The 21,431-nt window shown below is 45.0% G+C and carries 23 protein-coding genes and 1 riboswitch; of the genes, 11 read left to right on the top strand and 12 right to left on the bottom strand.

The genetic code is table 11. From position 1 onward, the window contains the following. Genes FNZ24_RS11230 through FNZ24_RS11175 form a run of 12 tightly spaced genes read right to left on the bottom strand, consistent with a single transcriptional unit; the run spans window position 1 to window position 11,058 of the window. Window positions 1-936, bottom strand: coding sequence for an ABC transporter substrate-binding protein (locus tag FNZ24_RS11230; protein WP_153914576.1), 936 nt, complete (start codon window positions 934-936; stop codon window positions 1-3). Continuing rightward, on the bottom strand, window positions 920-1,537 hold the full coding sequence (locus FNZ24_RS11225; RefSeq protein WP_153914575.1) for a hypothetical protein: 618 nt from the start codon (window positions 1,535-1,537) through the stop codon (window positions 920-922). Before FNZ24_RS11225 ends, FNZ24_RS11230 begins: the two co-directional genes overlap by 17 nt. Before the next feature lie 28 nt (window positions 1,538-1,565). Then, window positions 1,566-2,912: a uroporphyrinogen-III C-methyltransferase gene (gene cobA / locus FNZ24_RS11220; protein WP_194945047.1), complete on the bottom strand. Its 1,347-nt coding sequence runs from the start codon at window positions 2,910-2,912 to the stop codon at window positions 1,566-1,568. Next, window positions 2,905-3,696 carry a precorrin-4 C(11)-methyltransferase gene (gene cobM / locus FNZ24_RS11215; RefSeq protein ID WP_153914573.1) on the bottom strand — a complete coding sequence of 264 codons (792 nt, stop codon included), beginning with the start codon at window positions 3,694-3,696 and terminating at the stop codon, window positions 2,905-2,907. The genes cobA and cobM overlap by 8 nt, the downstream gene beginning before the upstream one ends. A 1-nt stretch (window position 3,697) precedes the next feature. Beyond that, a complete protein-coding gene (gene cobJ / locus FNZ24_RS11210) occupies window positions 3,698-4,516 on the bottom strand; it encodes a precorrin-3B C(17)-methyltransferase (RefSeq protein WP_153914572.1) in 819 nt (272 codons plus the stop codon). Beyond that, entirely contained in the window at window positions 4,513-5,328 is an 816-nt protein-coding gene (locus tag FNZ24_RS11205; RefSeq protein WP_153914571.1) for a sirohydrochlorin cobaltochelatase, read from the bottom strand. Before FNZ24_RS11205 ends, cobJ begins: the two co-directional genes overlap by 4 nt. 14 nt (window positions 5,329-5,342) lie before the next feature. Further along, complete coding sequence (locus FNZ24_RS11200) at window positions 5,343-5,813, bottom strand: precorrin-2 dehydrogenase/sirohydrochlorin ferrochelatase family protein (protein ID WP_153914570.1); 471 nt, start codon at window positions 5,811-5,813, stop codon at window positions 5,343-5,345. After that, a complete protein-coding gene (locus FNZ24_RS11195; protein ID WP_153914569.1) occupies window positions 5,813-7,279 on the bottom strand; it encodes a cobalamin biosynthesis protein in 1,467 nt (488 codons plus the stop codon). The genes FNZ24_RS11200 and FNZ24_RS11195 overlap by 1 nt, the downstream gene beginning before the upstream one ends. Window positions 7,280-7,290: 11 nt before the next feature. Next, entirely contained in the window at window positions 7,291-8,067 is a 777-nt protein-coding gene (gene cobI, locus FNZ24_RS11190; protein WP_228768455.1) for a precorrin-2 C(20)-methyltransferase, read from the bottom strand. After that, on the bottom strand, window positions 8,061-9,317 hold the full coding sequence (gene cbiE / locus FNZ24_RS11185) for a precorrin-6y C5,15-methyltransferase (decarboxylating) subunit CbiE (RefSeq protein ID WP_153914568.1): 1,257 nt from the start codon (window positions 9,315-9,317) through the stop codon (window positions 8,061-8,063). Before cbiE ends, cobI begins: the two co-directional genes overlap by 7 nt. Continuing rightward, window positions 9,314-9,967: a precorrin-8X methylmutase gene (locus tag FNZ24_RS11180; protein ID WP_228768454.1), complete on the bottom strand. Its 654-nt coding sequence runs from the start codon at window positions 9,965-9,967 to the stop codon at window positions 9,314-9,316. Before FNZ24_RS11180 ends, cbiE begins: the two co-directional genes overlap by 4 nt. Continuing rightward, window positions 9,967-11,058, bottom strand: a complete 1,092-nt coding sequence (locus tag FNZ24_RS11175) for a cobalt-precorrin-5B (C(1))-methyltransferase (protein ID WP_153914566.1) — start codon at window positions 11,056-11,058, stop codon at window positions 9,967-9,969. The genes FNZ24_RS11180 and FNZ24_RS11175 overlap by 1 nt, the downstream gene beginning before the upstream one ends. 137 nt (window positions 11,059-11,195) lie before the next feature. Next, window positions 11,196-11,354: riboswitch (cobalamin riboswitch) on the bottom strand. 391 nt (window positions 11,355-11,745) lie between these two features. Here FNZ24_RS11175 and FNZ24_RS11170 point away from each other — a divergent pair. The 11 genes from FNZ24_RS11170 to FNZ24_RS11120 are packed head-to-tail and all read left to right on the top strand — an operon-like array spanning window position 11,746 to window position 21,063. Continuing rightward, window positions 11,746-12,573, top strand: a complete 828-nt coding sequence (locus tag FNZ24_RS11170; protein WP_153914565.1) for an ABC transporter ATP-binding protein — start codon at window positions 11,746-11,748, stop codon at window positions 12,571-12,573. Beyond that, on the top strand, window positions 12,566-13,555 hold the full coding sequence (locus tag FNZ24_RS11165) for a FecCD family ABC transporter permease (protein WP_228768453.1): 990 nt from the start codon (window positions 12,566-12,568) through the stop codon (window positions 13,553-13,555). The genes FNZ24_RS11170 and FNZ24_RS11165 overlap by 8 nt, the downstream gene beginning before the upstream one ends. Beyond that, complete coding sequence (locus FNZ24_RS11160) at window positions 13,552-14,079, top strand: bifunctional adenosylcobinamide kinase/adenosylcobinamide-phosphate guanylyltransferase (RefSeq protein ID WP_153914563.1); 528 nt, start codon at window positions 13,552-13,554, stop codon at window positions 14,077-14,079. Before FNZ24_RS11165 ends, FNZ24_RS11160 begins: the two co-directional genes overlap by 4 nt. 40 nt (window positions 14,080-14,119) lie before the next feature. Next, window positions 14,120-14,968, top strand: coding sequence for a cobalamin-binding protein (locus FNZ24_RS11155; protein WP_153914562.1), 849 nt, complete (start codon window positions 14,120-14,122; stop codon window positions 14,966-14,968). After that, a complete protein-coding gene (cobU, locus tag FNZ24_RS11150; RefSeq protein WP_153914561.1) occupies window positions 14,961-15,473 on the top strand; it encodes a bifunctional adenosylcobinamide kinase/adenosylcobinamide-phosphate guanylyltransferase in 513 nt (170 codons plus the stop codon). The genes FNZ24_RS11155 and cobU overlap by 8 nt, the downstream gene beginning before the upstream one ends. After that, entirely contained in the window at window positions 15,470-16,099 is a 630-nt protein-coding gene (locus FNZ24_RS11145; protein ID WP_153914560.1) for a histidine phosphatase family protein, read from the top strand. Before cobU ends, FNZ24_RS11145 begins: the two co-directional genes overlap by 4 nt. Further along, on the top strand, window positions 16,096-17,175 hold the full coding sequence (locus FNZ24_RS11140) for a hypothetical protein (RefSeq protein WP_153914559.1): 1,080 nt from the start codon (window positions 16,096-16,098) through the stop codon (window positions 17,173-17,175). Before FNZ24_RS11145 ends, FNZ24_RS11140 begins: the two co-directional genes overlap by 4 nt. Next, window positions 17,162-18,631: a cobyric acid synthase gene (locus FNZ24_RS11135; protein ID WP_153914558.1), complete on the top strand. Its 1,470-nt coding sequence runs from the start codon at window positions 17,162-17,164 to the stop codon at window positions 18,629-18,631. Before FNZ24_RS11140 ends, FNZ24_RS11135 begins: the two co-directional genes overlap by 14 nt. Further along, complete coding sequence (gene cobS, locus FNZ24_RS11130; RefSeq protein WP_194945046.1) at window positions 18,631-19,410, top strand: adenosylcobinamide-GDP ribazoletransferase; 780 nt, start codon at window positions 18,631-18,633, stop codon at window positions 19,408-19,410. Before FNZ24_RS11135 ends, cobS begins: the two co-directional genes overlap by 1 nt. Further along, the gene (cobO, locus tag FNZ24_RS11125) at window positions 19,411-20,019 is read left to right on the top strand and encodes a cob(I)yrinic acid a,c-diamide adenosyltransferase (RefSeq protein ID WP_153914556.1); all 609 of its coding nucleotides are present in this window, start codon (window positions 19,411-19,413) and stop codon (window positions 20,017-20,019) included. It abuts the gene before it with no gap. 45 nt (window positions 20,020-20,064) lie between these two features. Next, window positions 20,065-21,063, top strand: a complete 999-nt coding sequence (locus FNZ24_RS11120) for a TIM barrel protein (RefSeq protein WP_153914555.1) — start codon at window positions 20,065-20,067, stop codon at window positions 21,061-21,063. Window positions 21,064-21,431 lie beyond the last annotated feature (368 nt).

Raw genomic sequence — 21,431 nt, 5'->3', positions numbered from 1 at the left:
TTATTTATATTTATTCAGTGCTTGATTTACCGTCACCACACCTTCGATTAGGCGTGGTGAAGTAACGGCCTGACTAAAGGGCACGGTTATAAAACGGCGATGTTTCACCGCATCAATTTTTTGTAGTAAAGGATGTTCGGTCAAAAATTTAATGACCTCACTGTCTTCAGTTGACTGTGATTGTGCGATCACAATCACTTCGGGTTTGGAAATAAGTACTTGCTCCCAGCTCCAAGTTCCCCATTTATGGGGCAGTGCTTGGGCAACATTCACTCCACCGGCAAGGCGAATGAGTAAATCAGCAGCGCTATGACTACCCGCGACTCGGGCTCCTTGCGATAGGCCGTCCAAATGCAAAATACGCCATTGTTTATTTACCGGTAACGCAGCTAGTTGTGCTTCTTTATCTGCTCTTAGTTGCGCTAGTTGTGGTTTGCGATCAAATATCTCTGCAAGTTGGCTGATATCAGTCCATAAATCTTGCCATTCAAGAGGACGGCTAGGTGCATTGCAGTAGGCAGCACTTTTTAATGACCCAACTCCCCATTGTTGCCACTGTGTAGCTTCCCCCAAAACACTGGGTCCAAATGCAGTAGGGAACCCAGCGTAAATAAAGTCTGGGCGCAGTTGCAGTAGTTGTTCTTTACTTGGCCAACGAGGTGATAATTGTGGAATACTTGCTAGTTTTTCACTAAATGCTTGGTTATAGCCTTCATCTGGAAAGGCTGTGGCAAGCATTCGACCTTGCAAACCAAGCATTAGCATGTTTTCTACCGCAAACTGGTTTAACACAACCACTCGCTCAGGCTGATTAGGTTTGACCGTAAGGTAGCATTCGGCTGAGATTTGCTGAGGTTCGCCTGCATAGCACTGGTAGCTCAGTATTAAGCTGCCGATCGCGGCATAAAGCCGGCGGCGGTTAGTTAAAAAGTTCATTTAATTGCTGCTTAGAGTAATGGAGTAGATCAGTGACTACTGTGCTGGATTCGCCGTCGCTATAAAGGGCACTTCCTAATGGTGAACAACCTCCAATGCATTGGGTGCGAAGTAGTTTTACCTGTCTATCTTCGCAAGCCTGAGCAATTTGTTTTATCTGTTGTTTTGTTCGAGATAAGCAACTGCAAGGCTGTTGAACGCAAACCAAGAGACGTTTAGTAGACGGGCGAATTTTAGGTGTTATTGAAGTGCAGATACTGGCCACCTTAGGCTGGCTATCAATTTCAGATAGCCAATCTTTTTGAGTGTCAGCTGTGACGAATATAGCCATCAATATCAGCTCATTGTGCGGGCCACTTTGCTGTGTATTAAGGTATTTTTTCATCTTGCAACGCCAGCGTCTTTCTACTCCTAGCAAGTGCCAACCACGCGCTTCAACCAACTGCTGTAATGTTTGGCTCAAATACTCTTGGCGTATTACTAGCAGTCCTTGTGGATGAAGGCTTTGCTCTAGCTGTGTGATAACCTGCTCAGCTGTAACTGGCTGAGCGGCATCGAGCATAATGTAGTTGTAGCTAGACGCCGTTGCGAGTGCGTTCATTATTAACTCCAAAGTCCGTTGTGCAGCGTTATGCTGCTTGTTCAGTACGAGTTTGGCGGCTTAGCCAAAGCAAGAACTGTTCGTTATTGGAGATGACACTTGCGTCTAATCCTTGCTGCTGTATGAGTGACTGCATGTGAGTGCTGGTAGTAAGTAACTGAGCATCATCGCTGAGTAGCGCATTGTCGTGCAGGTACTGCAGTGCTTCAATATCATCAATTAAGGCGATACTGGTGGCCCGAAGCGGATAACTTGGCACCTGCAAATGACGCTCTGTTTGTAAGCCATTGCTGTGTTGATGTAGGCGTATGGCATTCTGTGAAGGTTCGGCAGGGCAGATAATAGCTCGCTCTGCCAGCCAACTTTGTGCCTGTGAACAAGCGGTTAATTGCCATCGCCAGTTACGGCTGTCTAACTGGTATTTACGTGCACTATTGAGCAATGCTTTTGCAGAGCTAATGTCAGCGAGATGCAATTCCTTTTGATTTAACAGTGAAGTCCAGGCTTGCTGACTAAAGCATTGATTCAATTTGGTGCCAAAGGGGTAAGCCACAATCGCGCCAGCAAGTTTTAGTTTGTCAGCAAGCCAGCTGTTATCACCTGAGGCGAGTATTTGGGTGTTAGAAAGCGGTAGTAAACTACGCCAGTCTAGCTTCGGAGCTAAGGTCACTACATCACCGATGACCACTAACATTGGATCGCCATTGTCGAACTCAGTTACCTGCTTACCTACGGTAGCTAGCGTGCTACTTAGCATGCGTTGATGTGCGCTGGTTGCCGCAGAGATTATCGCCACTGGCGTGTCACCACTTTTGCCTTCTTGCATTAAGATTTCTGCGTGTCCTGCAAGCTTTTTGGCTCCCATGTATAGCACTAATGTACCGGAGCTTTGACCCAAAGCAGCCCAGTTACAAATGGTTTTAGTTGTTCGATGACCACTGGCAAAAGTTACATCAGACGCCATTCCATTGCTGGTTAATGGGAAGCCTGCATAAGCTGCAGCTCCAAGTGATGCACTAATTCCCGGTACTACCTGATAGTCAATTCCAAAGTGTTGCAAGCATAAGCATTCCTCAGTAGCTCGACCGAAGATGAATGGGTCACCAGCTTTTAAACGTAACACTTGGTTACCAGCCAATGCCGCGTCAATTACCTCTGGGTGCATGCCGTATTCGATGCTAGTACCGCAGTACCCTCGGTAACCTACTGGTATTAGCGTTTTATCCTTCGGAATTTGGGCTAATATTGCTTCTCCTACCAATAAGTCGTAACACACTACATCACAGTGCTTCATTAACTCGGCAGCCTTTTGGGTTAACAGACCAGGATCGCCCGGGCCAGCTCCCACTAAGAAAACAGTTCCAGGTTTAGCCATTGTTTGCCTCAGTATCTTGGGTTTCAACAAGTCTTGCTTTTCTAAAGCCATGGGTAAACTCAGGTGCGTATAGACGTGAGTCTTTAAACTTCTTATCGTCGAGTACTTTTGAGACAATGATCATCGCTGTGGCACGAATGCCAGCTGCTTCAACCTGTTCAACAATTGTGTCTAAGGTGCCGCGAATAATACGCTGCTCTGGATGTGATGCTTTTTCAACGACAGCAACAGGCCAAGAGCCTGGGTATACTTCTTTAAGTTCCCGAGCCACTTTGCGGATAAGGCTTGCTGACAAGAACAAACACATTGTTGCTTCGTGGGACGCAAGTGATTTGAGGTTCTCTTTTTCTGGAACTGGGGTTCGACCGCTAGCACGGCTTAAAATAATGGTTTGGCACTCTTCAGGTAGCGTCAGTTCCTGGCCTAATGCGGCAGCTGATGCTTGAAATGAACTCACGCCTGGAATCACTTTCCAGTCAATACCTTCAGCGTCTAAGCGACGGGTGGTTTCGGCAAGTGAACTGTAAATAGATAAATCCCCCGTTTGTACGCGAGCTACATCTAGGCCTTTGACTTGAGCGTCTTTACATACTTTGATGATCTCGTCGAGGTCCATATCCTCTGAGCTAAGCACAAGTGCATCGGCTTTAGCGCGTGCAACGACTTCTTTGGGAACTAATGACCCGGTATAAAGTACAACTGGGCATTGCTCTACTAAACGTGCGCCTTTAACGGTAATTAAATCTGGGTCACCAGGTCCTGCGCCAATGAAAAATACGGTCATGTTATGACTCCTCTGTTTGTAAGGTGCGGCCGCGTTGTTGGCCTAGTTTTACCTGACCACTGTCAAGATGATATTTGTTGTCGTAGCCCCGTGGGGTAATGATTAGATCACCAAAACGGTAGCTTTGGCTGTTGCCGATGATTACAGCTGCAGTCATGGCGAATTCACACTGGGTAAAGCTTGCCAGATCACTGATTTCTATGCGTTGTTCAGGACGGTAAGCGTTGTCGATAATCGCCACAGGGGTATCAGGTGAGCGATGCGCTAATAAGATGCGCTGAGCTATCTCAATTTGCTCAATTCGTCGACGTGAGCGTGGGTTGTAAAACGTGATGGCAAAGTCAGCAACCGCAGCTGCTTCAATCCGCTTTTCGATAAGTGACCAAGGAGTAAGTAGGTCTGATAATGAAATTGTGCAGGCATCATGTCCTAGTGGTGTTCCAACCAAAGATGCACAAGAGTTAGCGGCAGTAATACCAGGAACCATTTGCACCGGGAAGGTGTTATTGCCTTGCCAGCCTTTATCTTTTAGTACTTCGTAGACTATCGAGCCCATGGCATAAATCCCCGCATCACCTGACGATAGTACGGTGACTGTTTTACCATCCATGGCATGTTCAACCGCTAATCTTGCACGGTCGACTTCACGAGTCATACCGCTTGATTTCACTTGCTGATGGGTAATAAGGGCGTTGACCATTTCCACATATGGCTTGTAGCCTAAAATGATATCGGCGCTTTCAATGGCATTCTTTGCCATCGGCGTAATCAGTTCTGTGGATCCAGGGCCAATGCCTACAATATTTAACTTACCTGTCACGTTAGCTCTCCTAATTTGTTAAATTCAGTGTCAATGTGCTTCCACAGGGTTTGGATGGTTTGCGGTAAATCCAGCAGACAGAAGGTGTTGTCATCGTTAATTTTTGCCACTTCTGTTGTGGTGTTTTCGTCAAGTTCAGAGGCAATTTTCTGTACGTCGTTTACAAAGTGGTTGCCAGACACAAGTAGCATTGGGACCAGTTGTATCTTGCTGGCTTTTGCAGTCTGGAGTTGCTGGTTAAGGTGCTGTTTAACGAGACTGAATGGGTTGGCACCTTCAAGTGAACAGCTGTGGTTTTGCGCTGACATTTGCTCAAGTAATTGCTGGCTGTACCATATTGCACTGTAACCAGAGTGAGCTAGATCGGGCGCACCATGATGGATAAACAGGTTGTGGCTATCAGGTTGACGAATAGTGTTATACAGTTCAGTCAAAATTGCGTTAGCTGAGTTAACGGGTTGCAGCAATGCAGGGGTTGCGACAATGCGGCTTAAACTAAACTGATAAAAGCCTGCAACCGTATCAAGCAATTGCTGATGCTCGGCGGTTGGGAATAGATACACTGATGCAACCACAATTTGGCGATGTCCGTTAGCGTCTAATTGTGCCAAAACTTGTGGCAAGGTTTGCAGTGTATCTCCCTGATATTTCTTGATCACCATGCGAGAACTAACCGCTAAACGAACGTCATAGTCTGGGTAACGAGCTTGCGCCTGTTGTAATAGCTGTTGGTAGCGTTCTTGTGCAACAACAGAGCCAAAGCAACACAATATTAATGCGCGTCCTTGTTGGTAGTGTCGTTGTCTTTTCATACTTGCTTCCTTGTTTAATTTGATTGTGTGAACGCGCTCAGTTCAGCGGCTAAATGTTCGGTGATATCGCGGGTAATGGCGGGCGTGTTGCCACTTCCTGACACGGCGATAAGATAATTGCCAACCTTGCGACTACATGGGTTCACGACATTGCCAAGCTCAGGTTTGCAGCTGACGCATACCCACTTACCGCTGTTTTTAAGTTGCTTGATAAGTGAGGTGAGCCAGGCTTGCTCTGTGGCTGAGTTTGGCCATGGTTGGGCAAAATAAATGAGTTGATAGCGGCTAAAGTCATCTAACTGGCACTGATAAAGGTCGGCTTTGATGTGCTGACAGCCTAGGGCACTTGCCTCTGGGCTAAATTTCGGTGCTAGTAACGTAACCTTTTGCTGGTGGCCCATGGCGGTGCGAGCTTTAAGAAAACCCGCTCGGCCTGCTCCAATGACCAACACCTGTAGTGGTTCAATGATAGTGAGTGGCATCATCAGGCATGACTCCCATATTGAGCCGCAGGGTTATCAGTGCCGATAAATTTAGTCGGTAGGCTGTCGATAATTGGTTGCTCGCTCTCCAGCGCTGTAAACAGAGTGCGCCACTGACCAAAGCTTAAATTTTCAAGGCCTTGTAAGCTGACGCCGTGGTTAATATCAGTTTGATTAGTGCGACAATACAGCATGGCGCGCATGCCAGCGCGGCAGCCACCAATGCAGTTAGAGCGGGTAATTTTGAGTTTCTTTTCTATAGATAACTCAGTCCCTGCTAGACGACGCAACTGAGATGCCCATGCTTTACCATCTATTTCTTGACAATGGCGACCAGTACATAAAATCAGGTGATAATAAAACCCGCGCATAGGTTTTGCGGTTTTAGCTCTTGCCTGAGTCAGGCTTTTAGGCGCGGCTTGCGCTTTATCTAAGCTGGCTGAAAAGGTGCAGTTATAGCCATCGGCTTTAAATTTGAACTTAGGCGCTAATAACTGCGTGGCGCTTGCTGCAAATAAGCAAGCTGCTTCTGCGACAGAAGGCACACCAACGCAGCGCATTACAGTCGGTGAAGGATTTTCGACTCCTTCAACTTGGCTTAACTCATCGGCATGGTAGCTGTTGAATTTCACCCCAAGTTGGTCGCTGAGTGCAATGATCCCTTGCTCGTCGGCTTTAAGGGCGATGGAGTTAACTGAGCAGATTGACAGCGGTGAAATTTTCGCTTGCTGACAAAACGCCTGTAACCCTTGCTCAAGCACATGTTTTGGAGTATTGCGATCACAACCGACACCGATATGCAGCACCTTAGGGCGCCAAATCACGGTTGGGCCATTAAAGGCTGATAGCTCAGCGTGATGGCTAATAACAATGCGTGCTTGGGTTTCGGATGTAGCTTGTTCATGCCATTGAGCTGGCCACGACTTATGAGCAGAGAACCAACGCTGATGCCCACTGTGTTGTTCTATGGCTAAAGGTTGCTGGTTAACGACAGCAGCGCTTACCGCTGTGATATCCGCTTCACAACTTGGATCTAGTTGCCAACCAAATGGCGCGCCTAGCAGGTCAACAGCAATGGTTTTTGCAGCATCACTTGCTGTAGTTAATACTGCCTGAGCACCTAAAATCTCTGCTATACGTAATGCAATTTGATTGGCGCCGCCACGGTGGCCACTTAATATCGGCACGATAAACTGCCCTTGTTCATCTATGCAAATGACAGCAGCATCAGTGCGTTTATCTTGCACTAATGATGACAGTATTCGTGTCATAATTCCAATAGAGCAAATGCATATATGGCAGTCAAACTGAGAGAATTGCTCGGTAAAGTGTGCCGCAAAGCCTTGCTTGTTAGCTGGTTCGTTACTGGCGCCATGGAGCAAAAAAGTTTTAGCGAATCCAGGCTCATTGCTTAAGCGTTGGGCTAAACTTTTCCCTGAGATTGTAATAGCGTGAATGGCAATTGTCATAGCATGTATTCCTAAGACTGACTGCCTTTACCATGGCGCAAAATACCCTTGCGGCTGCGAATTGACAGCTGGATCATGGCGAAATAACGGTGCTCTTTTGGGACTTCTCTAAGGTCGGTATATACCTCTTGGTTTTCTCCTGAGGCATATGACACATAGCGAGCACAGTGCAGCATTCCCATAGGCTCAAGTAGGTCAATTAATGGCTCAACCATGCGTCCAGCCTTGATGAGCATAATGGTGTCAAAGTTTTCCATTAGTTTTGGCAGGCACTGGATACCATAGGTTGCAGGTACCACACAAAAGCGCTCTTCACCATCCGCGAGTGGTACTTGAGTCGCTGCTGGAACGGCTGTAATTGATGTGACACCAGGAACAATCTCGACTTCTAGCTTTGGCAAAATTTGTTGTAAGTCATCTTGAATATACGCCCAAGTCGAAAAAACAGATGGATCACCCTCAGTAATAAAAGCCACGTCTAAGCCTTGCTCTATTCGCTCGGCAATGGCTTTTGCGCCCGCACGCCACGCTGGTACAGTTTGCTCAATGTCACGGCTCATTGGAAAGTGTAAGAATAGCTTTTCACCACTAATATCTTGTTCAGGAACGGCACCTGTTGCGATAGCCCATGCGAATGAATCTCTTGCTCCTTTGGTTTTCTCTGGCACTGCGACTACTGCACAGCTGCGAAGTAGGTTAGCTGCGCGGAGGGTCATTAAATCGCTAGCTCCAGGGCCTACGCCAATTGCATAAAGCTTGCCTGGTTTTATTGGAGTCGTTTTCAACATGTTGCAATTGCCTTTTCAAAAATAAATAAATGGATTGGGTTATCACTTTGATAACTGGTATAGCTGCCTATGGTGCGATCGCTAGCACTGCTAACAAGGAGTAGTTGAGGGGTTAATGCTAGCGAATCGCTTAACTGCTTTAATTCGATCACAGTATCGAGAGTGACCGCGCTACAAATAAGGCGGCCTCCTGGTGTAAGTTTTTGCCAAAATAGTGGCAGTAGCTGTGACATTTGCCCACGGCTTCCGCCACAAAAAATGGCATCAGGGGAAGGTAATTCGGCTAAACCTTGGGGGGCTTTCGCCTTTATTAGCTGTAGGTTATCGACTTTGTTATTAATAATGTTGGCTTCTATCTGCGGCCAACACGTGTCATTGCACTCGATGGCATAACAGTGTGCTTGATAGGCTTGCTTAGCCGCTTCAATTCCAACAGAACCAGAGCCCGCTCCGATATCCCATACCACAGACTTAGGCGTTAGCTGTAGGTTAGCTACAGCGATAGCACGGATTGGTGCCTTAGTAATTAACCCTTTGTTTGGGGTGCGTTTACTGTATGTGCTATCTGGTTGGTGGCCTTTACCGTTCTCCCAAGGGCGTTGAGTTGTGCGCTCGCCAATAATGATATTTGTGTGATGAATTTGGCTGAGATCTACTTTTGCCAACTCGATTGGAGTCCAGTGAGTGATTTTCTCGTTACAAGTGCCTAAGGCTTCACACAGATGTAGCTGCCAACCTAGTTCATTAAACTTCACCAGCTTGCAGGCAATAGTGAGAGGGTTATCCGTCGCGTCGGTGAGCAGTGCAAAGCGATCATGGTGCTGAATTTGTGCAACTAGGCCTGGCAACTTTTGCTTATTCACTTTGCCGTGCAGAGATAGGAGTGCCATATCTTGGTATGGCAAGCCTAATCGGGCACAGGCCTGCTGCACACAACTTAAATGCGGAATAATTTCAATGTGTTGAGAGACCTTTAACTTTGCAAGAGTTTGCCCTAAGCCATAGAACAACGGATCGCCACTGGTTAAAATTGCGATATCTTGTTGTGCATATAAACTGAGTAGTTCAGTAATAAAACCTTCAATTGGAAACTGGTAAGTGAGTTTTTTGCCAGTGAATTGCGGAAAAAATGCCAAATGAGACGCACTACCGACAAGCACTTCAGCGCTAGATACTGCGTTAATCGCACGACTGGTTAAGCTTAAGCAGCCTTCACCTGCCATGCCGATTAACGATACATGTCCGGTCATTGTGCAGCCTCAACCATTAACGCATGTAAAGTTGCTACAACTAATGGACTGCCACCTTTACGGCCTTCACAGGCAATAAAAGGCAAGCCTGATTCTACTAAGCAGGCTTTTGATTCATCAGCTTTAACAAAGCCAACAGGTAAACCGATAATAAGTGCGGGCTTTGCTTTTCCTTGTCGACATAATTCTATGATTTCGTACAAGGCCGTTGGAGCGTTTCCTACAGCAATAATTGCACCGTCTAGCCAACCATTTTTAGCTGCGTGTTGCATTGCTACCCGAGCACGAGTATCGCCACTATTTTTGGCTTGCTCAATCACAGTGTCATTACTGATTAAACAGTGGGCGCTAACATTGAAAGGCTCCATACGACGCGGGGCGAGGCCGGTCACAATCATATTGACGTCAGTGATAATTTTACAGCCGTCTTGTATCGCTTTAATACCGCACTGGGTTGCGTTTTCGCTGAATTTAAATAGTGTGGCAAATTCAAAGTCACCAGTGGTATGTATGCAGCGTCTTACAACTGCCCATTGTGTTGCCGTATATGTATGTCCACCATGGTCACGGTCAATCTCTAAATCGATAATGGCAAACGAGCTTTGTTCAATCTGTTTGCCTTTAGTGGTCATTTGTTCCATTGCGCTCATTATTGTTCTCCAAAACTCGCTTGGGTTAATAGGGTTCCGTCAAAGTTCATTAATCTCACTTCAATAACGACTTTCTCATGTGCATAGTGGTAGCAATGCTGTGCGGCTTGATGACATAAACGCGTAAAAAATGTGGACTGGATTGGAGCCGGAATGAGATCAAATAAGTGACGGCCAGTGTTTGCTGTTTTTACTTGCTGGCATAGCTGAGCATCTCCTCCACACTCACTAAGCAGTTCAGACATTAGACGGAAGTTGATGGCACGGCCCGTTACGTGGGTCATTGTGGTGCCTCCGGCAATCTTGCAAAGTTTGCCTATCATGGTGGCTAAAGTCAGTTTGATTACGCCAAAGCGTGTAGCTGCACGAAGGCCAACACCAGTAAAATCACCAGCCTGAATGAAAGCGCTATCGCTTAGGTGTGATAATTGTTCCATGGCCGCTTTTTCTGTACGACTTCCTGTGGTAAGCACGACATGGTTAATGCCTTGGGCTCTTGCTACTTCTACACCTTGACGAACTGAGGCTGCATAGGCCGATGTTGAATATGGGTGAACAGTACCTCTGGTTCCTAAAATTGACAGGCCGCCAATTAACCCAAGACGTTTACCTATGGTTTGCTTAGCGAGTTGTTCACCATTGGTTATCCAGATAGTGACTAATGCTCCTTTGCCTAGTGGTAATAGTGGTAATAAATGTTGCTTAATCATTTTTCTTGGCACTGGATTAATAGCGGGTTCACCTACAGCAAGTTCTAATCCCGGTTTAGTCACAGTTGCTACACCTTTACCGGCTGCAAACTCAATTCCTGGTTTGTTAGTAAAAAGGATGGTGGCGCCAATTTCTGCGCCATGTGTACAATCAGGATCATCACCAGCATCTTTGATGACAGAGGCTTTACCTGCATTATTTAGATGCAAGGTGAATAAGGCTTGCTCGCCAATAGGTAAATCAATATAGACCTGTTGTTGTGGTCTGTTTAACAAGCTTAGCGTAGCACCAAAAGCGGCGGCAGTTGCGCAAGCTCCTGTGGTAAAGCCTTGACGTAACTCGCCTTTATGGCTACTACGACGAATACTAGTCAGGCTCATTGGTACAGCCAGCTTGTTACTGAAAACGTATTATGCTTGTTCATTTTTACTACCTCGAAATATCTCAGGCAGCAGGCGGAAAACGAAGAGGTCAGGGGATATGAATAGCCCTTGCCAATATTGAGTGATCCCGCTCAACTGCAATGGTGATTTATGGCAGGTAATCTGACTTCTGAAATATGCTCTGTTGAGCAGCTTCAGTTACAGTTGCGGGTACAGTTTGAAATTTGCATTCAATTCCCCTTTTAAGCCAATTTGTATTTCTCGGTTGTGGCTCCATAAATCACATTCAGTGTAACCAAGGCGTAACAGAGTCGATAATGTGAGAAATAACAGTGTTTTGTCTTAAACAAGCAGAATGTGATTAGCGTTGAGTAATTAACAAGGTTGTGAATTTGTGAGCAAAAAGTTGGCTTTTACTGAGTAAGATCTCACAACTGTTGGAATTAGGTTTAGTGATGGATATTCGTTAAATTTGTGATAGCCATCTTGGTTAAAGCTAGAGGGGGACTGTAAGTTTTCACACACTTTTAAGTGATTATGAGTGGTTGTGAATTCAATCACAGCCTCGATATGTCAGTTCAGTATTATTTGCAAAAATAATATTAGCGAGTGTTCAACTAACCGTTTCTAATTGAATGATTAATGAACGGGCTCACTAATTAAACTGAATTGAGCCTTATGTAAATGATTGCATCTCTATCATCCCTAAAAACTCACTCAATCCCAGCTTTCAAGGTAGAAAATTTAAGCTGTGATATAGCTGGAAAACCAGTACTAATTGATATTAACTTTACCGTTAAACAAGGGGAGACTGTCGGCATAATAGGCCCGAATGGTGTCGGGAAATCGACATTATTACGCTGCTTATATCGTTATATCAAGCCTCAGTTGGGCTCAATATATTTATATAATACTCCTCTGACACGATACTCTCGCAGCGAGTTTGCTAAAAAGGTAGCTGTAGTGACTCAGCACGGCTGTACTGGATTTTCCATGACGGTTGGGCAATTCCTAGCAACTGGACTTCTTGCCCATCGCCAATGGTGGCAATGCCTTGACTCTAAGTATGAAACTAATGCAATTGACGAAGTGCTTGATCGTGTTCAATTAAGTGATAAAAAAGAGCAAATGTTTGACAATTTATCTGGCGGTGAACGTCAGCGGGCTTATATTGCAAGGGCGTTGCTGCAACAGCCTGAGATTTTACTCCTTGATGAACCTACTAATCATTTAGACATCTGCTTTCAAATCGAGATACTTAAACTTATAAGTGGGTTAGGTATCACGGTGATTTTTTCCATTCATGACTTAAATTTGGCTGCGGCTTACTGCGATAAAACCTTGTTGCTAGACAACGGCAAAGTTGCAGCGTTTGATAAGCCTCAAGCGGTACTAAACTCGCAACAGTTACAAGACACTTATGGCGTTAAGACCCATATATCGACCCACCCAGACGGCAGTTTTCCTCTAATAACCTATCGCTATTTCTCTGAGGAGAAGAAAATTGCTTAACTCCTATTTGGCATTGGCAATTCTTCTGCCTATTGCCATTATTTCTCCATTTATTGCTGTTTGCATTGGTAGTGCAGATATTCCAGTTATTGATTTTTTAGTTGGTTTATTTGGTTTGCAGCCCTTAGATGAAATGGCGATGATCAACCAGCAAATTATCCTCGAAATTCGTATGCCACGTGTGCTAATGGCTATGATATGTGGAGCAGGTTTAGCTGTCTCAGGTGCTATTTTACAGTGTGTTACCCGTAACCCGTTAGCTGACCCGTATCTATTCGGTATTTCTTCGGGCTCCTCTTTAGGTGCTGTGATTGCTATGACTGTTGGTTTTGCAGGATTAAGTTTACCTGCTTGCGCTTTTTTAGGCGCATTACTTGCCGTCTCCATCGTGATGCTAATGGCAAAAGATGGACAAGTTGAGCGCCTTATTTTAGCCGGTGTTGCTATTTCATTCTTGTTGTCATCTATATCTAACTTATTGATTTACTTCAATGACCACCAAGCTATGCAGGCTGTCTTATTTTGGACTATGGGCAGTTTTGCCCGTGCCAGTTGGGCCAATATCTGGTTACCGCTTATCTCAGTGATTGTCACATTAATAGCAGTGCAGCGATTACAGCGCCCGTTGCAAGCTCTAATGGCTGGTGATGAAAGCGCGCACACTCAGGGAGTTGCGGTTATTTGGCTACGTTTGGGGATGCTGCTGTTAACCGCAGTGGTGACGGCGTCGTTAGTCGCTTATTGCGGTGGTATTGGTTTTGTTGGCTTGATGGTGCCACATATAGTGCGTTTAGCCATAGGGGCTGCGAGTCCAATAGGCTACCTAATTACGGCTATTGCAGGTGCGATTTTAATGGTATGGGTCGATTTGCTATGTCGTACTTTGCTGCCTCAGCAAGAACTACCTGTGGGTGTTGTCACCGCCATTTTAGGTAGCTTGTTCTTTTTAGGTATTTTAACCCACAGGAAGCAGAAACTTTGAAGCAGTTGATTACTGGTGGTATTGCAGCTGGCAAGCGCAGATTAGCCTTTGAATATGCATATGATTGGCAGAATCATAACGACGGTGATGTGATTGTGATTGAGCCTAGTGAACGGAGAGGACTATTGGCTGAGAATAGTTCTTTTCGGGCCACTCCTAAAGATAAACCACAGCATTGGCAATATATCAGTGAGGCAGAGGACTTAACAAATTTACTCAATGAGCACAGTAAAACTGACTCTCTGATTATTGTTGACAGTTTAACTTTTTGGCTTGCTGAACAACTGGCACAAGAAAGTCAATGTTGGCAGCAGTGTAAGGCGCAGTTACTTGCTTGTATTGCTGACTTACCTGGGCCGGTGATTTTTATCAGTAATGAAGTGGGACAAGGCATTGTGCCTATGTGTAAAGAACACAGGCTATTTGCTGATGAATTAGGTTGGCTTAATCAAGATGTCGGAAAATTAGTTGAACGCTTGTTTTTATGCGTTGTTGGGATTGGTTTGCAAGTGAAAGGAAACTAATGATGAGACTGTTTGTCGTTGGGCTTAATAGGTATCTGTGATGAATTCTTTATTGAGTCGCTGTTTGATTTTATTTGGTTTATTGATTGTACCGCTCACGAATGCTGAGCAGTTACCAAGCAGTAGTCAACGTTTGTTAGCCCTATCTCCGCACTCTGTTGAAATGCTGTTTGCGATAGGTGCAGGTGATCGGATTATTGGTACCGTTGATTTCGCTGACTATCCCGAACAAGCTAAATCAATACCTCGTATTGGCTCTTATCGACACATTGATATTGAGAAAGTACTGAGAATGCAACCTGACTTAGTGATTGTTAGTGCCAGTGATACGAGTGAAACCATTTTGGCGCAATTGACCAAACTAGGTTTACCCGTATTTAACACCAGTGTTGGCAGTATTGAGAATATCCCTGAACGACTTCGTAGTTTGGGCAAAGTCACTCAGTTAGAGAAACAAGCGGAGCAGGCCGCCAATGATTTTAGCCAACGGCTGCAACAACTTCGTAGTATCTACCAAGGGCGTAAACCCGTTAAAGTCTTTTATCAAGTATGGCCGGAGCCACTTACCACAGTCTCTGGTGGCTGGCTGGAGCAAATGGTTGAAGAATGTTCTGGAGTCAATGTATTTGCCGATAGTCTGTCAGCTTATCCCCAAGTGTCGATGGAGCAAGTGCTGATAGCACGGCCGGAAATTATTTTGATGCCTCGTCACCATGGCGTAGCAGAAAACTTAAATGTCTGGCAAAAATGGCAGACTATACCTGCAGTAAAAAAAGGCCAATTGTATCAAATTAATGGCGATTTAGTGAATCGTGCTGGACCGCGTTTATTGGATGGCATGCAACTAGTGTGTGAGCACTTGGCCGATGCGAGAGCTCAATATGATTAGCTTATATTTAGGTGGTGCACGAAGTGGAAAGTCAGGTGCAGCTGAAGCCTATGCAGCAGCGCAGTCTGATAAAGTTTGCTATATCGCAACAGCCACTCATCATCCTTCCATGGCTGAACGCATCGCATTGCATCAATCTCAGAGGCCTGCCCATTGGCACCTGATAGAGGAGCCTGTTGAAGTTGCTGAGCATTTCTTTAAAGCTAAAGATGCTCATCAAGTGATTTTGCTAGATTGTCTTACCTTATGGCTGACAAACCTGTTAATGGCTGAGAAGAACATAGATATTGAAATCACTCGTTTGGTTGAAGGGTTGCTGCAATCTAAATCAGAGGTGATTTTAGTGTCAACAGAAGTTGGACAAGGGGTCATGCCTAAGGGGGAGTTGTCCTGTCGTTATGTTCAATGGAGTGGCAAATTACATCAAGCGATTGCTAACGTCGCTCAGCGTGTGGTGTTTTGCCAAGCAGGGATCCCGATTTTGATTAAAGGCAGCAAAATATGACGGTCATAACACTATTACGTCATGGGCAGCCACATTCACATGAGTGCCTACTCGGACATACTGACTCACCTATTACGGACTTTGGCTGGCAACAATTACAGTGTGCTAGCCAAGACACTGGTTGTGATTTAGTCGTGTCATCTCCTTTGCGCCGTTGCTGTGACTTTGCCAAAACCTATGCGAAATCGAACTCCCTGCCTTTTGTAGTTGATGAACGCTTTCAAGAGATGAACTTTGGCGATTGGGATGGTCTGCCTTTAGCCCACTTATGGGAGTCAGAATTAGGTTATAACGAATTTTGGGCGCAACCTTGGCTTCAAACTCCGCCAAATGGTGAATCTAGCCTAGCCCTTTATCAAAGGGTAATTGATGGATTAAGTGATCTGATTGCTTCTTACCCAAGTCAACATATTTTGCTGTTCACTCATGGCGGTGTTATGCGGATCGTTATGGCATGGATACTCGGTACTCAGCAGCAGGGGAATATGCATTTGTCGCAGCTGAGTTTGGGCTACGCGAGCAAAATTAAACTTGATATCTATATCGATCCTACAGGAAAGCAATGGCCGCAATTAGTTGCCATTATGCCAAGCCCTATATCTAAAACAGCAAAGGAGTCTGCATGAAGCTGCCAGTAACTTCAACGATTGTATTTAATATTATTAACTGCGCAGCGACTCAACTTCCGCAGCTGCATGAGTTATCAGATGCGGGGGCTGGAAAGGGGATGATGCAATTGACGCCGCCGCGGGATTCAGAGCTAATGACCCAAGGGAGTGATGCGGCAGTGTATCGCTATGGCAGTTTTAATTCGGGGTTACTGACAAATGGCGGTATTAGTCCGGCAGTGCTAACCCTTGGTCTAATGAGGTTACTTCACCAGCACGGTTATCACATTGAATTTAGGAGCTATAACTTTGGTACCCAAAAACCAAATGATGGCTGCGGTGATTGGCTGAGTCATTGTCAGCACTTTGGTGGTGAAAAAGCCAATGTAAGTGAACTAGTTGAAAACCAGTTAGTTCCTGATTTACAAAAACAGGCTCGTCAAGGTCATATTAGCATCCTAGCTGAGTGTGGTGTTGGGGGGACGACTTTTGCCACCTTGTGGCTGCGATTATTAACAGGGTTAAAGTTGTCACCAGCTGGCAGCACGAAAGTCGAGACCAAGTTGACCAGAAAAGAGTTATTAATTGCGGAATTAGAAAAAGAATACAGAAGCCAGTTTTGGTCGTTTGAACCGGAAAAGTTACTGACTAACAATCGTTATCACGATCCATTGCAGTTTGCATTATATCGTACGTTTCAATCGTGGCCGACATGTTTGCCAAGACCAATTGTTGCTGGTGGCATGATGATGATGGCGCCATTGGTTGCCAGTCAAATTAACAAGATTAGTTTGCCAGCTTATATCGCAACGACCCGCTGGGTTATGGCTGATGCCACTATAAGTAAACTCATCCCTGCGATACTTCCACCAGGATACCAAGTCAAATTACATCGAAGCAGTTACGCTAAAAGTCGTCATGCCTGCCTAAGAGTTTTTGAAGAAGGCTTAGTTGTTGAAGGTTGTGGGCTTGGCGGAATGATGGTGTTGGCTGAGCAGCTGATTGGTAGCCAAGATAAGATTTTAGAGGCCTTAGAAAATGCCGTTGACCTTCACATACAGGCACATACAAGAGAGCAATATGAAGCCGTTTAAATTAATGGTGCAGGGCACCACCAGCGATGCTGGTAAAAGTGTATTAGTAGCTGGTTTAGGTCGAGTTTTAGCCCGCAAGAACATTAAGGTTGCTCCATTTAAGCCGCAAAATATGGCATTAAATAGTGCTGTGACTATTGAAGGTGGTGAAATCGGTCGCGCACAGGCAGTGCAAGCACAGGCGTGTTTTTTGCCTCCAAGTATTAAGATGAACCCAGTATTACTTAAACCTAATACCGATATAGGTGCACAGGTTATTGTGCTTGGTAAGGCATTAACTGATATGGACGCAGTCACTTATCACGAATATAAACCAAAGCTAAAGCAAGTGGTGCTTGATACCTTTGAAGAGTTGGCTGACGGTATGGAGGCGAGGTTGGTTGAAGGGGCTGGTTCGCCTGCTGAAATTAATCTTAGAGAACATGATATAGCTAATATGGGATTTGCTGAAGCTGCTGATTGCCCAGTTGTTATATGTGCCGATATTGATCGAGGTGGTGTATTCGCTCATTTGTATGGTACCTATGAACTGCTTACTGAAGAAGCTAAAAATCTAGTAAAAGGTTTTATTATCAACCGCTTTCGCGGTGACCCTGCGTTGTTGCAGTCTGGCCTTGACTGGTTGACAGAAAAAACAGGTGTACCTGTTATTGGTGTTGTGCCCTATCTCCATGGGTTATACCTAGAAGCTGAAGATGCCATAAATGTGGCGCAAACGGATGCCGATGCCAAGTTTAAAGTCGTGGTGCTCAGTTTGCCGCGGATTTCAAATCATACTGACTTCGATGCACTTAGATTACATCCAAAAGTCGATTTACAATTTGCCCGACCTGGTGCTGATTTACCCCGGGCCGATTTAATAATTGTGCCTGGCTCTAAAAGTACTCGTGGCGATCTTAACGCCATACGTGAACGGGGGTGGGACAAGCAGTTAGCAAGGCATATCCGGCATGGTGGCAAAGTCATCGGTATTTGTGGTGGCTATCAGATGTTAGGTGAATGGATCCGCGACCCAGAAGGTATTGAAGGCCATCCTGGTGATAGTCAGGGTTTAGGTTATTTGCCTGTGGATACGACTATGGCTGCTGATAAACAGCTGGTGCGTGTAAGTGGTGAGCTAATATTGCAGGGGCAAGTGGCTGAGGTTATAGGCTATGAAATTCATGTCGGTGAGTCACAAGTTACTGGTGAGCAACCATTTAGGTTAGATGGCAAACCTGACGGCGCTATCTCTGAATGTAATCAGGTGCTTGGTACATACCTGCATGGTGTGTTTGACGAAGCGAACGCGTGCAATTTATTGCTTGATTGGGCGGGGCTAGAACAAGGTCATGCGCAAGCACAAGATATGGAAGCACTGCGTGAAGCTGGAATTAATCGTTTGGCTGACACACTAGAACAGCATTTAGATCTAGACCTTTTGTTTGCAGAGCTAGCGCCATGGAAAGCCGCATAATGAATAACCCTGCAACTGCGATTCTGCCATTGTTTACCGCCATTGCTTTTTTAACCCGACTGCCGGTGCCAAGATTCACCCCGTTTGACGAACAAAGCACCGCTAACTGTAGCCGTTGGTTTGGGGTGGTTGGTCTGATTGTTGGCGCGATTCTGGCGACATGTTTGTATGCGTTCACTCTGCTGTTTGGTCAACTGCTTGCAGTCGTGCTCACTCTTGCTCTTGGTTGCTGGCTAACTGGTTGTTTCCATGAAGACGGCTTTGCCGATGTGTGTGACGGCTTTGGTGGCGGTTATCAAATAGACAAAAAACTCGCCATTATGAAAGATAGCTGCTTGGGTGCCTATGGCGTGATAGGTCTTATTGGATTGTTCGCCATTAAAGCTGCAGCGTTAATGTCATTACCTCTTCATACAGCGGTGTTAGGTATGGTGCTTGCTCACGCTGGCAGTCGCAGTGTTGTAGGCTTTATTCCTCGCTGGCTTAATTATGCTGCCGACCCCAAAAAAAGTAAGTCTCCTCAACGAGATTCCCGTCCAACTACAAATGCATTAACAGTACTTGCTGTTAGCGCCCTAGTTAGTTTGTTAACACTCCCTAACTGGCAATCGGCGTGCATCATTGTACTGTTATGGCTGCTGGTGTTATGGCGTTGGTCTCAGTTCCTTAAACAACAAATTAATGGTTATAACGGTGATGCTTTAGGTGCTGGACAGCAAATAATTGAAGCACTGACTCTAGTAACTTTAGTCGCACTTAATCGAATAGGAATGATGTAAATGTCACAAGTAACGACAAATTCTATCCAGCGTCAGCAACAAAGGCAAAAACAACAGCAACAAAAAATGCATCAGGCTATTTCACAGGCGCAAACTGAGCGAGGGCAACTGTTATTACTAACAGGTAATGGAAAAGGTAAAACCACTGGTGGTTTTGGTACACTTTTTCGCGCTTTAGGTCACGAACAAAAAGTGGCCTGTGTGCAGTTCATTAAAGGTCAGCAAGACTGTGGCGAGCGCAAATTAGTCGAGAGACTTGGTGTACCGCTAGTCACTATGAGCACAGGCTTTAGTTGGGATAGTGAAGATAAAGCCGCTGATAAACGGGCCGCACAACATACATGGGAGCAAGCTAAGTTGTTTTTAGCTGATCCGAGTTTAGACCTAGTGCTTCTAGATGAACTGACTTATATGCTCAGTTGGGATTTTTTACTTGTAGATGAGGTGATACAAGCACTTAACGAGCGACCTGAGTCAATGTCAGTCGTCATTACAGGTCGTGCTGCCCACCGAGAATTAAAAGCTATTTGCGATACAGTGAGTGAGGTTCGTCCAGAAAAGCACGCCTTTAAAGCAGGTTTAAAAGCTCGACGAGGCTTAGATTGGTAGCAAGCAAATTGTGTTTATAGCAACAGGAGCTAACAAGTTAAGAAAATGAAACAACTTTTAAACTTAAGTCTAGGAGATACTCCAGGGCATTTGTTTCAACACTGGAAGCAAGCTCGTGAATGGTTAAATTTTTTTAACCTTGACGGTTATGAAGTGGCGCCATACCAAACACTGCATACTCAAGCCCAACCTATGGATATTATCGGCGGGGTACATTTAAGTTTTTTTCCTTTTCTAGAAGCATTTTGGCGTCAGTCACCTAAGCTCATTTCCCAGCATTTTGGCCATGAGCGCCATATGTTGGATTATTTTAACTGTCAAACTCCAGATCAGTTAGTCGATTATTATTGCAAGCAGTTGGACCTAGCCCAAGCGGCGGGTGTGAGCTACGTAGTGTTTCACCCTGTAGTTTTGAGTCCGCTGCAGTTGTTTGACACAAGTCAACAGCCTACACCTCTACAAAGCGCAAATTTACTGGCTGAACTTTTAAATCAGGTTTTTGTAAAAATGTCATTCAATGGTTACTTTTTGCTAGAGAATCTCTGGTGGCCATCGGGAATGTGTTTAAATAACCGTCAAGACTATGAACTTTTTCGACAACAGCTTAATTACGACAAAGTAGGAATTTGCTTTGATAGTGGTCACTTCATGGCTGGGCGCAATTTTAGTGACGAAAAGCAAGCGATAGCGACGATGTTGACTCACCTAAAACAGCATGATCTTATTGATGAAATTCATACATTGCACCTTAATGCCAGCTTTGGTAGTCACCACTGGCCTAAAGTTTTACCCGTTGCAGCTGAAAATTTTTGGGGGCAATTACAAAATGATATCGAAATTATTAGTCATATTGATCCACATCAGGCGTTTACTTCTGGGGAGCAATGGCGCTTAGTAGAAGCGGTTGAGCCCAATTGTTTGGTACATGAATTACAGCAGCAAAGCCTATTACATTGGGGAGCCGCAATCAGTCAGCAATTAACTGGCAGACAGGAATCATTAACTAATATGCATAATTGTCAGAATTTAAAAATTGTAGCTTAATCAACTTGGTAGCTACTCAGACAATCACTGAATTAATACCTTTATCTGATTACGTATAATGGTGAATATTCCATGTGTTTTCACGGTGTTATTTATTCACTTCATGTATTGATCTAAATCTATATGCATATACATGGTTTCACTTCATCCTTTGTTGAATAAACGACCATGATGCGAAAGGGTATGTAACCGTTGGTTAACGATACCCTTATCAGTGATAAGTATTTGGTGATACTAATGTTGGCTACTCTGGCTGTGTATAAGGTGCTGGTGCATATTGCCCTAGGTGCACAGCTTCAGCGATTAAACGGGCTRCATTGRTTCTGCTGTGACTAAGCAAGCAGGACCTAACATTGCCAATGCAGCCC

The sequence above is a fragment of the Shewanella sp. TC10 genome, assembly GCF_009663145.1.
In the GTDB taxonomy this organism is placed as follows: domain Bacteria; phylum Pseudomonadota; class Gammaproteobacteria; order Enterobacterales; family Shewanellaceae; genus Shewanella.
The sequence above is the reverse complement of the archived record's forward strand: the minus strand, read 5'-3'. Positions and strand labels throughout refer to the sequence as shown.